Below are 16,307 nucleotides of genomic sequence, written 5' to 3' on the forward strand. Positions count from 1 at the left end.
ATTTCATCCTGTCCTGTGATGCCTGTCGGCCCGGCCCCCTGATTCAGGAGCCCAGGCTATCCAGCGCTTCGCGCATCGGGTGGAGCAGATCCGTCAGCGCCCGCTTCAGCTGGTCGGTATCTGCCTGATTTCTGGCTATTGTATCGACCAGGACGCTGCCAACAATTACACCATCGGATACCTGGCCAACCGCTGCAGCGGTTTGTGCGTCACGAATGCCGAAACCAACACCCACCGGAAGAGCCGTCAGCTCGTGGATGTGGGCCACCTTGCTCGCCACCTCTTCCACGTTGATTTTTCCGGCTCCGGTCACACCCTTGAATGAAACATAGTACACATAGCCCGAAGAGTGCTCGCTGATTGCGCGAATCCGGTCATCTGTGGTGGTTGGAGCAAGCAAGAAAATGGCGTCCAACTTTCGCTGGGTGAACAACGGGGCAACATCGTCTGCCTCTTCAGGCGGAAGGTCGACAGTCAGAATGCCATCCACCCCGGCATCGACGGCCGCATCCGCAAAAGCTTCATACCCCATGGCCTCCATCGGATTCAGGTAGCCCATCAGTACAACCGGGGTTTTGCTGTCACGCGCACGGAAGTCCTTGACCATGCCCAGCACCTGCCGTAACGAGGTGCCGTGCTTGAGGGCCCGCTCGCAAGCCAGCTGGATAACAGGTCCGTCGGCCATGGGATCAGAGAACGGAACACCGAGTTCAATGATGTCAGCACCTGCCTCCACCAATGTGTGCATCAGATCCACAGTTACATCGGGATGGGGATCACCGGCGGTAATGTAGGGAATAAGCGCCTTGCGACCTTGTCCTTTGAGGGTCTGGAGGACCCCTTCAATTCGGCTCATGCCTGCTCCTGTTGCGTCTTCAGACCTCGATGCCTTCTAACTTGGCAACCGTGTTTATATCTTTATCGCCCCGACCGGATACGTTAATCACGACGGTTTGATCCTTATCCATGGTTGCAGCGAGCTTGATGGCGTATGCCACGGCGTGGGCTGTTTCCAGGGCTGGCATGATGCCTTCGACACGGGTCAACTTCCGGAAACCTTCCATCGCCTCATCGTCGGTAACCGACACATAGTTTGCCCGCCCAATATCCTTCAACCAGCTGTGTTCCGGGCCAACACCCGGATAATCGAGCCCGGCACTGACCGAGTGGGTGCCTGCGATCTGGCCGTTCTCATCTTCCATCAGGTAGGTACGGTTGCCATGCAGGACGCCCGGACGACCGGCACACAGGGGCGCCGCGTGCTTGCCGGTTTCAATACCCAGGCCACCGGCCTCGACACCGTAGAGTTCAACAGATTCGTCAGCCAGGAAGGGATAGAACATACCAATAGCATTTGAGCCGCCACCAACGCAGGCAACGAGTGCGTCGGGCAACTTCCCGGTTTTTTCCAGCGCCTGGCGGCGGGTTTCGCGACCGATCACAGACTGGAAATCCCTTACCAGCAGGGGATAGGGGTGCGGTCCCGCAACCGTGCCGATGATGTAGAAGGTTTCATCAACGTACGACACCCAGTCACGCATGGCATCGTTCATGGCATCCTTGAGCGTCCGGGTGCCACTTTCAACCGCGTGCACTTCGGCACCAAGCAGCTTCATACGGAAAACGTTCAGGGATTGGCGCTGTACGTCCTCCGCTCCCATGAAAACATGACACTCAAGCCCCAGTCGGGCACAGACTGTGGCTGTCGCAACGCCATGCTGGCCGGCCCCGGTCTCAGCGATAATCCGCTTCTTACCCAGAAAACTCGCCAACAGCGCCTGACCAATGGTGTTATTTACCTTGTGGGCACCGGTGTGACAGAGGTCTTCCCGCTTCAACCAGATTTGGGCACCGCCGGTTTCCCGGGTAAGCCGTTCGGCGAAATACAGCGGAGTAGGCCTGCCGACATAATCAGCCAGCTCCTTGTCAAACTGTGCCTGAAATTCAGGGTCTTTTTTAAGTTCGTTGTACTGTTTCTCGAGCGTCATCAGGGAATCCATCAGCGTCTCGGAAACGAACCGTCCGCCGAAGGCCCCAAAGTGGCCCCTCGCATCCGGCAGTGCACTCAGCATTTCTTCAGTCAGTTTTACAGACACGGCGAACCTCGTTAATAAAGTCGGAAATTTTTTCGATGTCCTTAACGCCCTTACTTCGCTCAACACCGCCGCTGACGTCTACAGCCCAGGGCTTTACTTGCTCCACAGCGCGGAATACGTTATCAGAAGTCAACCCACCGGCCAATATGAGCGGCATCGGGCGATCGGAAGGGATAAGGTCCCAGTTAAAAGATTGCCCCGTACCTCCATACCGTTCGGGATCCCAGGCATCAACCAGTATCCCCGAAGCCTGACGGTATTCATTAAACGCGGCCTGAATCTGATCCTTTTGCCGAACGCGTATTGCCTTGATCCAACGCCGGCCAAACTGCCCACAAAATTCCGCGCTTTCATCGCCATGGAATTGCAGCAGATCCAGGGGAACACGATCCAGAACCTCCCTAACCTCTCCTTCGGTCGGATTGACGAACAGGCCGACAACAGAGACAAACGCAGGAACGTGGCGAGCCAGAACTTCCGCTTGGGCAATGCTTACCGAACGCGGACTCGGCGCATAGAACACAAGGCCAAGCGCATCGGCGCCGGACTCGACCGCCGACTCCACGTCTTCCACACGGGTCAGTCCGCAGATTTTGACTCGTGTACTCATGGCTGTTGCACCGGTCGCTTCGGATGTATGTGGGTCGGAGAAACCGGGTGGTTCTCCGCCCTGCTAAACCAGGGCCTGAGGAAACCGGGTCCGCATTCAGCTCGGGGTATGCCGTACTGGTCCGGATAGCCGACATCCACCAGGTAAAGACCATGCGGTGGCGCTGTCACACCCGCAAGCCTTCTGTCCTTTTGGTCGAGTATCTCACGAATCCAGTCCATTGGCTGCTGCCCGGACCCAACCGCCATCAGGGCACCTGCGATATTTCGCACCATATGGTGCAGAAACGCGTTTGCCTGCACATCTATTACGACAAATTCCCCTCTCCGGGTTACCGTAATCTGCTCCATGAAACGGATCGGCGTGCGGGACTGGCATCCCGCCGCACGAAAGGCAGAAAAATCGTGTTCACCGACCAATGCCTGTGCCGCCTCGTTCATGCGCTCTGCGTCCAGCGGGCGGAAGGTCCAACTCACCTGCCCGCGCTGAATACCGGGCCTCACCGGATGATTATAAATCACGTACCGATACCGCCGGTAGACCGCAGAAAAACGGGCATGAAAATCATCCAGGGCATTGCCTGCCCAATGCACCGCAATGTCAGTTGGTAGCGCCGTATTGATCCCCATTACCCAGGATCGAAGGCTCCTGCTGGCTGACGTTTCAAAGTGCGCAATCTGGTAACTGGAGTGAACACCGGCATCCGTCCGGCCAGCACAGATGAGATCAACGGAGTGGTTGGCGACTTTCGAGACTGCCGCCATCAGTTCTGACTCGACGGAACGGACCCCGGACTTCTGCAATTGCCAACCATGGAAGTCACGCCCATCGTATTCAAAAGCCAGGGCGACGCGACCATCGCCTATCTCGATTTCCGTAGTGAGTTGCTGAGGTTCTAGAAACAAACGCCTGTCCGGAATGAATGATACTGAAAAAAACAAAGCGCCGGCTTGTATCGGAACGAATTCCGACGGCCGGCGCTTTCCGCCTGGTTGACTCGATTATAACGAATCAGGACAGATTTTTAAGGAGATCCTGAGCTTCCGATTTCTGCTCTTCATTTCCTTCAAGTGCGACTTCCTCAAGAATATCCCGCGCACCGTCACTGTCGCCCATCTCAATGTAGGCGCGGGCAAGATCCAGCTTGGTTGCAGCTTCATCGGTTCCGGCCAGGAAGTCGAAATCGTCGTCGTCACCAAGCTCACTTTCATCAATGTCTACGGAGTCAGATTTGCCCAAATCGTCACCAATTTCGTCTGAGGCTACAGGCAACGGCTCTTCCTCTTCCGAAGGACTTTCAGATGCCTGTTCGTCATGCTCGGTCAGCTCGTCGAGTGAACCAAGGTCCTCCAGCTCTTCGGTGCCAGCAATCTCTTCTTCTGGGCTGGCGGTTTCGCCTTCACCGAGGACATCACCCTCACCAAGAGTATCCTCAAGGTTCAACTCGTCATCCAGAGCCGGGGCCTCAGCTTTTTCAGAACTGGCGGAATCGGCGGAATCGGAAAACTCTTCCATCAGCGCCAGATCTTCATCGGACACATCGAGTTCAAGATCATCGAGAGAAGACTCTTCCATCTCATCGCCACCAAGCTCGTCTTCCTCGCCTGCGACCTTGTCCAGCTCTGCGTCGAGCTCATCCAGGAAGGACTCATCCAGAGAATCCGTATCGCTGTCAGCTTTATCCTCAGCGGTGTCACGAGTTTCGTCGGTCAACTCGCCTGCGGATTCATCGGCACCGGACTCTTCCTCAAGGGAACTATCCAGATCAAGCCCCAGATCCTCGGACCAGTCAGAATCATCGGCTTCAGTTTTGGCCGGCTCACTCAGATCCATCTCAAGCGAAGAATAATCCGTTTCATCCTCGGTACCGGATTGCTTACTTTCATCCGCGGTCTCCTCCTCGGATTCCAGAGACAAACCGGATAAGTCATACTCGATTGATCCGTCGGAGTCCTTTTGCTCCGCATTCTCTTCAGATTCATCCACCGCGGCGTCGGCTGAAGTTTCGGCAGACTCAACTTCATTCAGATCAAAGTCTGCGAAATCCGTATCAAGCTCACCAAATTCGTTCTCGACCTGCCCTTCCTTTTCCGAATCATACTGGTCGGCAAGCAGCTCGTCCGAGAGCTGAGCGTCATTTCCAGTGGAGGCCGCCTCCGTCTCGCCTTCGGATTGCCCGCCGCCAAACGAATCCGAACGGAGCTGGGATTCAAGGTCATCAATGCTTGGCATCGACTCCGCTTCGTCGAGCTGTGCGCGAAGTTCGCTGGCCGAGGCCGTTGCCTGTTCGTCGTTCAAGGCTTCAATTTCACCAAACTGCTTCTCGAACGACTCTCGATCCTGATTGTCCGCATAAACACCGAGCAGCTTCAGTCGCAGGTCCGTGCGGCTGGGCTCCCGGGAAATGGCAGCTTCAAGGGTCTGAGCTGCCTGATCATGGCGGCCATAGGCAATGTAGGACTCTGCTTCTGTCAGCGCGTCATCGCTAGCGCCCTGCCCGGAGTCCTCATCATCCAGGCTCAGCTCGAATGAATCGGATTCATCGGCCGACTCACCATTCAACTGCTCATAAAACGCTTTCTCCCGGTTGGCATTCCGGCGCGCCAGCATGAGCAGGAGCAGCAGCAAGAGGATCAAACCACCGCCCAGTGCAATCTGGTAAAGCGGATTGCCGGTAATGGCATCAATGATGTTGCCGGGAAAACCCTTTTCCACAACCGGCGGTTGCGCAGAAGGCTTGGGTTCCTGACTGGTTGTCTGTTGTGGCGCGGTCTCCGCCTCCGTTGTGGGGGCTGCTGCCTCCGGCTCCGCTACCTCGGCTTCAGCACTGGCAGCAGGCTCCTCGCCCGAAGCGACCTCAGCATCACCTTCAGCCCCTGCATCACCACCTTCTGCCATACCATCGGCATCTGCTGAAGCCGGTGCACCAACCTCAGCGTCGGCGCCTTCGGCCTGCAAGGCTTCGTCGGACACCTCCGCCGTTGCATCTTCATCCATGGCGCCGGAAACCGCTTCCGGGCTTTCAGTTTCTGCAGCATCGGTGGCATCAGCCGCCTCGTCAGACGCCGCATCTTCCTGTGTCGCCACAGACAGATCGGATCCGTCCGAACCCTGGGCACTGACTTCACCCTCCTCAGGGGCCGGAGCTTCACCGGATTCATCGGCAGAGTCACCCGCCATCTGCTGCATGTCTGCGAGCTGACTGTTTTTCAGTTCAAGCAGGCGCTGCAGTGTTTCGACCTGATCCTGAAGATCCGTCACGCGGCTGTTCAGTTCATCATTCTCACGCCGGGCACTTTCCAGCTCTTCCATCGCAACCGCGGTGCCGGCATCGACGCCGCCCGGCAGTTCACCATCGCCGCCTGCGGAGCCGCCATCACTGGACTCAGAACTGTCGTTTTCCGCAACCAGAAGTTTCAGCTCATCGCCAGCGGCAGAAGCCTGCTCAGGCGCTGCCTGGGCCTGCTGGGTGTCAGTCGCATCAACGGTACGCTCCGGAGACTGGAATTCACTGTTTTGCTGACTGACGACCCGAGTGGCCTCGGCCCTTGTCCTGGACTGAACCTGATCGAGTGTGGGTACCCGAAGCACCTCACCCCGCTTGAGGCGGTTAATATTGCCGCCAATGAACGCGTCGGGATTAAGGTCCTGAATGGCAAGCATTACCTGCTGGGTCGAAACACTGTCATCGGGACGAACACGGGACGCAATGGTCCAAAGGGTATCGGACGCCCCCGTTGGCCCGAAGGTGTTGCCCTGGTAGCCACGGCTCAGCGACTGCTCTGCCTGCGCCTGACGGCGCACGGATTCCGCGCTTCGAGTGGTTGACGGCTGACTGGTGCTGGAGGTGACCGACGGCGCACTTACGCGTTCCTGAACCCCGGAATCTTCGGCATAAACGGGAGGGTCAACCAGAACGGCGTATTCCCGCATCAACCGCCCGCTAGGCCAGGTAAGCTCCAGCAGAAAGTTCAGGTACGGTTCACGCAGAGGTTCCCGTGAAGATACATTGACGGCCAGCGACCCATCGCTCTGGGTGATAACCTGGAATCTGAGCTTGCTCAGAAACTGGTTGCGGCTTAGCCCAACTGTTTCATAGGCGGACTCCGACGCTATATTCACGAATACATCGCCCGGATCCACACCGCGGCTTTGAGGGAGATTGATCTCTGCGCTCAAAGGCTCGTTCAGATAGGACTGAAGTTCAATTTCTCCAAGCCCCAGGGCTTGTGCGACGCCGGATCCAAGCCCTCCTGCCAGAGCCAGGGCAACCGCAAGCTTGCGTACCTTCATGCTTTTTCCTTTCCAGTCTCCGTTATTCGTTACTGCTTTATACAAACAGAATCGGACGAGGTTGGATGACTTCCGTCTGGATAGTTCTAGTTATTATGTCGTTCTATTAACGTTTGGTCCGGCAAGTATTGTTGATAATACCCCTTTTATCAATCAATCAGGCGCAAACCTTGTACCATTTTTTTACCAATCGAGCGGAACTCCCTAGCGCTCTTGAAAATAACAGGGGCGAAGGCCGAAATCAGCCTTCGCCCCTAACCGGTTTTCTGAAACCGGACACAGTTGGCATTAATTACCCCTGTGTAACATTTCTTAACGCTCCTGCAGAATCCGCAGCATGCGCCTCAGAGGCTCAGCAGCGCCCCACAGCAGCTGATCACCAACCGTAAAGGCGGAGATGTACTCCGGCCCCATGGCCAGTTTCCGGATTCGACCAATGGGAACACTCAGGGTGCCGGTCACTTTGGCCGGTGTGAGTTCTTCCATGGTTGCGTCGCGATCATTCGGAATGACTTTCACCCAGTCATTTGCTTTCGCCAGAATAGACTCGATCTCGTCGACTGGCAGATCCTTTTTCAGCTTGATCGTCAGCGCCTGACTGTGGGAACGCATGGCACCGATTCGTACGCAGATGCCATCGATCGGAATCGGATTATCACTGCGGCCAAGAATCTTGTTGGTCTCAACCCCGGCCTTCCATTCTTCCTTGCTCATGCCGTTATCGAGTTGCTTGTCGATAAACGGAATCAGGCTACCGGCCAGCGGGACCCCAAAGTGCTCGGTCGGGAAATCGCCGCTTCGCATGGTCTCAGTCACCTTGCGATCAATCTCAAGAATGGCGGACGACGGATCGGCCAACTCAGCCTGGACGCTCCCATGCAGATCGCCCATCTGATTGAGCAGCTCCCGCATATTCTGCGCGCCGGAACCAGAGGCCGCCTGATAAGTCATCGGAGAAACCCACTCGATCAGATCCTCCTCAAGCAGACCACCCAGGGCCAGCATCATCAGGCTCACCGTGCAATTACCACCGACGTAATCTTTCACGCCCTTCTCCAGGGCTGAGTCGATGACATTGCGATTGACCGGGTCCAGGACAATCACCGAGTGATCAACCATGCGCAGCGTCGAGGCAGCATCTATCCAGTAGCCGTCCCAGCCCGCATCGCGCAGCTTCTGATACACCGCGGTCGTGTAGTCGCCACCCTGGCAGGTTACGACCACATCCAGAGTTTTCAGGGTATCGATATCGAAGGCGTCCTGAAGTGGCGGAACACCGTCTTTACCAACATCCGGCGCCGGCTTCCCGGTTTGGGAAGTCGAGAAAAAAACCGGATCGATATCGGCGAAATCGTTTTCATCACGCATGCGCTGCATGAGGACTGAGCCTACCATGCCACGCCAACCTACAAGTCCAACTCGCTTCATGTGCGACCTTTGAACCTCGTTTTATGCCCGCCCGCTGCCTTTATCGCTGACAGGGACAGGATGGATGATCCCGCGGCGACAGCATCTTGTCACCGTCGGGTCTCAAATTCGACCGGATCCGGGCCACCGTTAGAGCGCAGCGAGCACTGCCTCGCCCATTTCCCGGGTGGAAACCTGCGTTCCATCGTCAGACATGATGTCTGCGGTCCGCAGCCCCTGATCCAGCACTTTGCTGACCGCGGCCTCAATCGCCTCTGCGGCGTCGTCCTCACCGAGACTGTACCGCAACATCATTGCGGCGCTCAGGATTGTGGCCAGCGGATTGGCTATGCCCTTGCCTGCAATATCGGGCGCAGATCCATGGCAGGGCTCGTACATACCCTGCTTTTCCGAGTTCAGGGAGGCGGATGGCAACATCCCAATTGAACCGGTCAGCATAGCCGCTTCGTCAGAGAGAATATCACCAAACATGTTGCCAGTCACAATCACATCGAATTGCTTGGGCGCTCGAACGAGCTGCATGGCGGCGTTATCGACGTACATATGTGACAACTCGACATCCGGATATTCACGGCACAGGTCATTCATGATTTCGCGCCAGAGCACAGTCACTTCCAGCACATTTGCCTTATCAACCGAGCACAGTTTTTTGCCTCGCTGCTGCGCCGCCTCGAATGCAACGCGCCCGATCCGACGAATTTCCGATTCGGTGTAGGCATAGGTGTTGTAACCCTGGCGCTCACCGCTCTCCAACTCCCGTACTCCGCGGGGTTGACCAAAGTAGATACCGCCCGTTAATTCCCGAACGATCATGATGTCCAGACCGGAAACCACCTCCGGTTTGAGGGAGGATGCAGAGGCCAGCTGAGGATACAGAATGGCCGGGCGCAGATTGGCAAACAGCTCCAGATTGGAGCGCAGCCCCAGCAAGCCCTTCTCCGGACGCTGGCTCATGGGAAGGCTGTCCCATTTCGGACCACCCACGGCACCCAACAAGATGGCATCGGCCTTCCGGGCCTTATCCAGGGTGTCTTCCGGCAAGGGACTGTCGGTTGCATCAAGGGCTGCACCACCAACAAGACCAGACTCAAAGCGGAGATCCAGTGCAAAGCGGTCGTTGATTTTCTGCAGGACCTTTTCAGCTTCGGCAACGATTTCCGGCCCGATACCATCACCAGGCAACATCAGTACGGTTCTGGACATAATCCTTTCCTGTGTCAGATCACTTTAAATTGTAAAATTCAGTTTCCGGCACCAAACAGCCACGGCGCTGTCTGTCGGCGCTGTTCTTCATAACCCTTGATCACGTCGGCATCTTCGAGGGTCACACCAATATCGTCGAGACCATTCAACAGGCAATGCCGACGGAAGTCGTCCACGTCGAATCCGAAAGACTCGCCGCCTGGCGTGGTCACGGTTTTGGCCTCCAGATCGACAGCGAGCTCGTAGCCTTCACGGGCTTCCGCCTCACGGAACAGCTGATCAACTACTTTTTCATCCAGAACAATGGGTAACAATCCGTTCTTAAAGCAATTGTTATAAAAAATATCCGCAAAGCTCGGGGCAATAATCACCCGGAACCCGTAATCCTCCAACGCCCAGGGCGCATGCTCCCGACTGGACCCGCAACCAAAGTTCGCCCGAGCCAGCAACACACTGGCTCCCCGGTACCGATCCTGATTGAGAACGAAGTCCGGGTTCACCGGTCGACTGGAACAATCCTGATCCGGCTTGCCTTCATCGAGATACCGCAATTCGTCAAACAGATTGGGACCAAAGCCGGTTCGCTTGATGGATTTCAGAAACTGCTTGGGAATGATCATGTCCGTGTCCACATTGGAACGGTCCATGGGGGCCACCAGGCCCTGGTGTTGCGTGAATGCGCGCATGGTCTCTCTCCTGTGGATCAGTTCATCAATTCGCGGACATCAACAAAATGACCGGTTACCGCGGCCGCCGCGGCCATTGCCGGGCTAACCAGATGGGTGCGCCCTCCGAAGCCCTGACGACCCTCGAAGTTGCGATTAGAGGTCGAAGCGCAATGCTCACCTTGCCCCAGTTTGTCGGCGTTCATGGCAAGACACATGGAACAACCCGGATCTCGCCATTCCAACCCTGCTTCAATAAAGATCTTGTCGAGACCCTCCTTCTCAGCCTGAGCCTTCACCAGACCAGAACCGGGCACAACCATCGCCTGCTTCAGGCTGGCCGCGACTTTGCGCCCCTTGACCACGGCCGCGGCCTCGCGCAGGTCCTCAATCCGGCTGTTGGTGCAAGAACCGATGAAAACACGATCCAGCTGGATGCCGGTGATCGGCATGCTCGGCTCCAGGCCCATGTATTTCAGGGCTCGAACAATACCTTCCCGCTTGATCGGATCCTCTTCCTGGGCCGGGTCCGGAACAAAGCCGTCGACACCCGAGACCATTTCCGGCGATGTGCCCCAGCTTACCTGTGGCTTGATTTCCGACCCCTCGAGCTCGACCACCTTGTCAAACGCGGCGTCATCATCACTGTGCAAAGTGCGCCAGTACTCGACTGCCGCGGCCCACTGCTCACCCTTCGGAGAAAACGGACGTCCTCTTACGTAATCGATGGTGGTATCGTCCACTGCAACCATACCTACCCGCGCACCGGCCTCGATGGACATGTTGCAGATAGTCATACGCGCTTCCATGCTCAGATTCCGGATGGCTTCGCCGCCAAATTCAATGGCGTGACCAGTGCCGCCCGCGGTGCCGATCTTGCCGATGATCGCGAGGACGACGTCTTTACCCGTTACGCCCGGCCCGAGCTTGCCATTCACCTTGACCAGCATGTTTTTCATTTTCTGCTGCACAAGGCACTGGGTTGCCAGAACATGCTCCACTTCGGAGGTACCGATGCCGTGGGCAAGGCAACCAAATGCACCGTGAGTCGAGGTGTGGGAATCACCACAGACGATGGTCATGCCCGGCAGGGTTGCGCCCTGCTCGGGTCCGATTACGTGAACGATACCCTGGCGGGTATCCTTGATCTTGAACTCGAGGATGCCGAACTCATCGCAGTTCTTGTCGAGGGTTTCGACCTGAGTTCGGGAGACAGGATCCACGATGCCATCAATGCCCTTGTCCCGATCCGTAGTCGGCACGTTGTGATCGGGCGTGGCAATGTTGGCATCGATACGCCATGGCTTTCTACCCGCCAGGCGCAGGCCTTCAAACGCCTGCGGCGACGTTACTTCATGCAGTAATTGACGGTCGATGTAGATCAACGCAGACCCGTCGTCCCGCTGTTTGACCAAGTGATCGTCCCACAGTTTGTCGTATAAGGTTTTGCCCGCCATGGTCGCTCTCTCATTATCCGGGGGTTTCTGGTTTTGACTTCGCATGCCGCTATCATACTCCCCAGCACGAGATAACCTCAATTCATGTTTTTTATTCTTTGCATTCCTATTTGGCATCTTATAGCTTTCAGGATTAACAGGCATGACCCGAAACACCACCGGCTACCAACATCGCAGGACCTGCCATGGAATCCAATGCGCTTCGCGCCTTTCTGACAATCGTTGATCAGGGGTCTTTTTCGGAAGCCGCCGAACTGCTCCATCTGACGCAGCCGGCTATCAGCAAACGCCTCGCAGCCCTGGAGAGCCAGCTTGGCGTGCATCTGATTGATCGCAGTCACCGACAGATTCGACTTACTGATGCCGGCACCCGGCTCCTGCCCCACGCCCGCCGGATCCTCGATGAGATCCACAACGCCCGTATTTCCCTGTCACCGGACAACGAGAAACTCGAGGGCGAACTGCAGATTATCGCCAGCCACCACATCGGGCTCCACCACCTGCCAAGCTGGCTTCGACGATTTACCAGTCACTACCCGGAGGTGAAGCTGAACCTTCAGTTCATGGAATCCGACGCCGCTTACGCCGAGATGCAGAAACGTAACGCCGAACTGGCCTTTGTCACACTCAGTGACAGTATGGAAAGCCACTTCATGGTATACCAGCAGTGGTCAGATCCGATGGCGTTCGTTGTAGGGCCGGAGCATGAGCTTGCCCTGAAAAAATCGGTGTCGCTGGGGGATCTGGCCCGTTATCCGGCAATACTCCCTGATACGACCACCGCCACTTACCGGGCGGTTAGCCGTCTGTTCCTGGAAGCAAACCTGCCGTTACAACAACAGATCCCGACCAACTACCTCGAGACCATCAAAATGATGACCAGTGTCGGGCTCGGATGGAGCGTTCTGCCAATCCGCATGCTTGATGACAGCACGCACAGACTCGCTATGAATTACCCGGTCTCGAGAGTGCTTGGTGCGATCGGTCTTTCAGGGCGCCAACTCAGCCTCGCTGCGAGGACGCTTCTGGAAATTGTCCGCCAGGAAGAAACGGAATGATGAACCACCGATACGATACGTTTAGGAGATTTCATGGGCTTTGACGACTATTTGCGAATTCTGGCCAAACACGATGGCTCGGACCTCTACCTGAGCACTGGCGCCCCGCCCTGCGCCAAGTTTCATGGTTCCCTCAAGCCCATTGACCGGACCCCACTGGCTCCCGGAATCATCAAGGAGATAGCCTATTCGGTGATGGACGACGAACAAGTCACCGAGTTCGAGCAAGAGCTGGAAATGAACCTCGCCTACAGCATTCGCAATGTTGGCCGTTTCCGGATCAACATTTTCCGCCAACGAAATGAGATCTCCATCGTCGCCCGAAACATCGTCACGGAAATCCCCAATGCAGATGACCTCGGCCTCCCTACTATTCTCAAAGACGTCGTCATGGCCAAACGCGGCCTCGTGCTCTTTGTTGGTGCGACGGGTTCGGGTAAGTCAACCTCACTGGCCGCGCTGATTGACCACCGCAATTCCAACTCCGCCGGCCACATCATCACCATCGAAGATCCGGTGGAATACATCCACAGGCACAAGAAAAGCATCGTTAACCAGCGGGAAGTGGGCGTGGATACCCGCAGCTTCCAGAAGGCGCTAAAGAACACATTGCGCCAGGCCCCGGACGTCATCCTGATTGGTGAGATCCGTGACCGCGAAACCATGGAACACGCCCTCGCGTTTGCCGAGACCGGGCACCTGTGTATCTCGACGCTTCACGCCAACAACGCGAACCAGGCGCTCGACAGGATTATCAACTTCTTCCCGGAAGAACGCCGGCCGCAACTGTTGATGGATCTTGCCATGAATCTGCGCGCCTTCGTGTCTCAGCGACTGATACCCACGATCGACAAGAAGCGGTGCGCGGCCATAGAGATTCTGCTGGGAACGCCGACAATCAGCGAACTGATCCTTCGGGGAGAAATCGAAGGCATCAAAGAGATCATGGAAAAATCCGCGAACCTGGGGATGCAGACCTTCGACCTTGCCCTTTTCAACCTCTGGAAGGACGGCAAGATATCCGAGGAGGAAGCACTCAAGAACGCTGATTCTGCCAACAACCTGCGCCTGAAAATCAAACTTCACGGGCAGGGCGGAAAAGACAGCGCATCGGCAGGGCCAGCCAACGGGCCGACCGGCAGTGGCCTGTCGCTTCAGATCGAAGAAGACGAAGACGAGCCCACGGAATAAGGGCATTGCCTCACTGATCCGTAGGCGGGGGCCTGAGCCCCCGCCACGTAATCGCAATGGCCACCAGCATGGCAAAGGCGCCACCCCAAAACGCCGCCGACGTATTAAAGCCTTCGACCAGAAATCCCGACAGCCATGCGCCCAAGGCGCCGCCGGCTCCGAACGTCAGCCCACTGTAGAGCGCCTGGCCCTGGCCATGGTGATGACGCCCGAAAAATCCCTGGATGTATTGAACCGATATTGCGTGGAGTGCTCCATAGGACGCTGCGTGCAGGCACTGGGCGAAAATAAGCACGGCTACCAGATCCGTCATCTCTGCAATCAGGACCCACCGAATCATGGTCAGTGTTAAAGCCCCTATGGCGATTTGTCGGACGCTGAACCGACGGGAAAGTCGGTGCATCACCAAGAACAGACCTATCTCGGCAATGACCCCCAGGGACCACAACAAACCAATGGAAAGCTTGCCGTAACCGTGTTGCTCCAGGTGAATACTGAAAAACGTGTAGTAAGCACCATGGGAGAGCTGAAGCAAAAAATTCATCATAAAAAACGCAATGACCGCGGGGTGCGTCACGATTTCCTTCAGGCTCCCCTCTGGCGCCGCCGACTTACGCTCACCCCGTTCCGAGGGCACCAGGAAGGCCGAGACAGCGATCCCGGCAAACACCGGCAAGAGCAGCCATGGCAGAGTCTGAACCGGAACGAACTCAAGCACACCACCGACTAGCCCAACGGCAACGATGAAGCCGACGGACCCCCAGAGACGGACCTTGCCATACCTTTCCTTGCGGGCCCCCAGTGTTCGGAGCGTAATGACCTCGTAGAGCGGAAGAATGGCGTTCCAGAAAAAGGTAAAGGCCAGCATGACCAGCAACAGCCCGTAAAAACCCGGCTCCAGAAACACACCGGCAAAGAACAGGGAGCCGGTGATTGCACCGAAGCGCACCAGACGCACACGCTGCCCGGTCCGATCGCCGAGCCAGCCCCATACACTGGGCGCAATAATTTTGGTCAGCTGTATGGTCGCCATCAGTGTGGCGATCTGAAGGTAGGAAAAGCCCTGCCCCTCAAGGTAGAGGGACCAATAGGGCAACAGCCCTCCTAGAAGGGCGAAAAACCAGAAGTAGAGATTGGAAAGTCGCCAGTAGATACTCTGCTCTCCAACACAGCGGCTATTCGGGGATCAGATCTGACCAATCACCGGCGTGGACACCGAAACGTCTCCGTTTTGCCCCCGGTGGCGCAGGTAATGGTCCATCAACACAATGGCCATCATTGCTTCAGCAATCGGCGTTGCACGAATGCCAACGCAGGGATCATGACGCCCGGTGGTGATGATCTCCGCAGGATTTCCGTGGACATCGATCCCGCGCCCCGGCAGACGCAGACTGGAGGTCGGCTTGAGGGCAATGCTGGCCAGGATTGGCTGCCCGGACGAGATGCCACCCAACACGCCACCGGCGTTGTTGGACAGAAAGCCCTCCGGGGTCATTTCGTCACGGTGCTCCGTGCCTTTCTGTTCAACGCTGTCGAAGCCGGCACCAATCTCGACACCCTTAACCGCATTGATGCTCATGAGCGCGTGGGCCAGATCGGCATCCAGGCGGTCAAAAACAGGCTCTCCAAAGCCTGGTGGAACCCCTTCTGCAACGACATTAATGCGGGCGCCGATCGAGTCCCCCTCTTTGCGCAAGGCATCCATGTAGGATTCCATTTCCGCGACTTTGTCAGCGTCGGGAGAGAAGAAAGGATTCTGGTGGACTTGATCCCAGTCCAGTTTTTCAACCCTGATGGGGCCGAGCTGGGACAGATATCCCCGGATAACGATACCCAATCTCTGTTCCAGGAACTTACGAGCGACCGCACCGGCGGCAACGCGCATCGCCGTCTCCCTGGCGGATGAACGACCTCCACCACGATAGTCACGAACACCGTACTTGTGCATGTAGGTATAGTCGGCGTGGGCGGGCCGGAACTGCTCTGAAATCTTGGAGTAGTCCTTCGAACGCTGATCCGTGTTTTCGATCAACAGACCTATCGGCGTGCCTGTGGTCTTGCCTTCGAAGACGCCGGAGAGGATCCGGACTTCGTCGGCTTCCCGGCGCTGCGTCGTGTGCCTTGAGGTGCCCGGTTTCCGTCGGTCCAGGTCCCGCTGCATGTCGGCTTCCGAAAGCTCCAGACCCGGAGGGCAGCCGTCTATGATGCAGCCCAGCGCGGCACCGTGGCTTTCACCAAAGGTGGTGACAGTGAACAACTTTCCGAAGGTATTTCCCGACATGATTCAGTACTTTATCCAGTTAATA

Annotated in this window: 13 protein-coding genes; 2 read left to right on the plus strand and 11 right to left on the minus strand. The window is 56.6% G+C overall.

What is annotated here, in order from left to right:
- Window positions 1–43: 43 nt before the first annotated feature.
- The 9 genes from trpA to leuC form a co-directional block, all read right to left on the minus strand.
- On the minus strand, window positions 44–856 hold the full coding sequence (gene trpA / locus KZO34_RS01555; RefSeq protein ID WP_219472664.1) for a tryptophan synthase subunit alpha: 813 nt from the start codon (window positions 854–856) through the stop codon (window positions 44–46).
- Window positions 857–875: 19 nt separating this feature from the next.
- A complete protein-coding gene (gene trpB, locus KZO34_RS01560) occupies window positions 876–2,084 on the minus strand; it encodes a tryptophan synthase subunit beta (RefSeq protein ID WP_374706512.1) in 1,209 nt (402 codons plus the stop codon).
- Window positions 2,077–2,706 carry a phosphoribosylanthranilate isomerase gene (locus KZO34_RS01565; RefSeq protein ID WP_219472667.1) on the minus strand — a complete coding sequence of 210 codons (630 nt, stop codon included), beginning with the start codon at window positions 2,704–2,706 and terminating at the stop codon, window positions 2,077–2,079. The genes trpB and KZO34_RS01565 overlap by 8 nt, the downstream gene beginning before the upstream one ends.
- Complete coding sequence (truA, locus tag KZO34_RS01570; protein WP_219472669.1) at window positions 2,703–3,611, minus strand: tRNA pseudouridine(38-40) synthase TruA; 909 nt, start codon at window positions 3,609–3,611, stop codon at window positions 2,703–2,705. Before truA ends, KZO34_RS01565 begins: the two co-directional genes overlap by 4 nt.
- A gap of 106 nt (window positions 3,612–3,717) precedes the next feature.
- On the minus strand, window positions 3,718–6,999 hold the full coding sequence (locus KZO34_RS01575; protein WP_219472671.1) for a FimV/HubP family polar landmark protein: 3,282 nt from the start codon (window positions 6,997–6,999) through the stop codon (window positions 3,718–3,720).
- A gap of 312 nt (window positions 7,000–7,311) precedes the next feature.
- Window positions 7,312–8,427 carry an aspartate-semialdehyde dehydrogenase gene (gene asd / locus KZO34_RS01580; protein ID WP_219472673.1) on the minus strand — a complete coding sequence of 372 codons (1,116 nt, stop codon included), beginning with the start codon at window positions 8,425–8,427 and terminating at the stop codon, window positions 7,312–7,314.
- Between the two features lie 129 nt (window positions 8,428–8,556).
- Window positions 8,557–9,630, minus strand: a complete 1,074-nt coding sequence (gene leuB / locus KZO34_RS01585; protein WP_219472675.1) for a 3-isopropylmalate dehydrogenase — start codon at window positions 9,628–9,630, stop codon at window positions 8,557–8,559.
- Between the two features lie 38 nt (window positions 9,631–9,668).
- Window positions 9,669–10,316, minus strand: a complete 648-nt coding sequence (gene leuD / locus KZO34_RS01590; RefSeq protein WP_219472684.1) for a 3-isopropylmalate dehydratase small subunit — start codon at window positions 10,314–10,316, stop codon at window positions 9,669–9,671.
- Window positions 10,317–10,333: 17 nt separating this feature from the next.
- The gene (gene leuC / locus KZO34_RS01595) at window positions 10,334–11,752 is read right to left on the minus strand and encodes a 3-isopropylmalate dehydratase large subunit (RefSeq protein WP_219472951.1); all 1,419 of its coding nucleotides are present in this window, start codon (window positions 11,750–11,752) and stop codon (window positions 10,334–10,336) included.
- A 185-nt stretch (window positions 11,753–11,937) separates the two neighbouring features.
- Between leuC and KZO34_RS01600 the strand changes: the two genes are divergently transcribed.
- Together KZO34_RS01600 and KZO34_RS01605 are read left to right on the plus strand one after the other, a co-directional pair.
- Window positions 11,938–12,810, plus strand: coding sequence for a LysR family transcriptional regulator (locus KZO34_RS01600; RefSeq protein WP_219472686.1), 873 nt, complete (start codon window positions 11,938–11,940; stop codon window positions 12,808–12,810).
- 33 nt (window positions 12,811–12,843) lie between these two features.
- Complete coding sequence (locus tag KZO34_RS01605; RefSeq protein ID WP_219472688.1) at window positions 12,844–14,001, plus strand: PilT/PilU family type 4a pilus ATPase; 1,158 nt, start codon at window positions 12,844–12,846, stop codon at window positions 13,999–14,001.
- Between the two features lie 10 nt (window positions 14,002–14,011).
- Here KZO34_RS01605 and KZO34_RS01610 read toward each other — a convergent pair whose 3' ends face one another.
- Together KZO34_RS01610 and aroC are read right to left on the minus strand one after the other, a co-directional pair.
- Window positions 14,012–15,097 carry an MFS transporter gene (locus KZO34_RS01610; protein WP_257900134.1) on the minus strand — a complete coding sequence of 362 codons (1,086 nt, stop codon included), beginning with the start codon at window positions 15,095–15,097 and terminating at the stop codon, window positions 14,012–14,014.
- A gap of 90 nt (window positions 15,098–15,187) precedes the next feature.
- Window positions 15,188–16,282, minus strand: coding sequence for a chorismate synthase (gene aroC / locus KZO34_RS01615; RefSeq protein ID WP_219472690.1), 1,095 nt, complete (start codon window positions 16,280–16,282; stop codon window positions 15,188–15,190).
- Between the last annotated feature and the right edge of the window lie 25 nt (window positions 16,283–16,307).

This window comes from Marinobacter sp. F4206 (assembly GCF_019392195.1).
Classification (GTDB): domain Bacteria; phylum Pseudomonadota; class Gammaproteobacteria; order Pseudomonadales; family Oleiphilaceae; genus Marinobacter.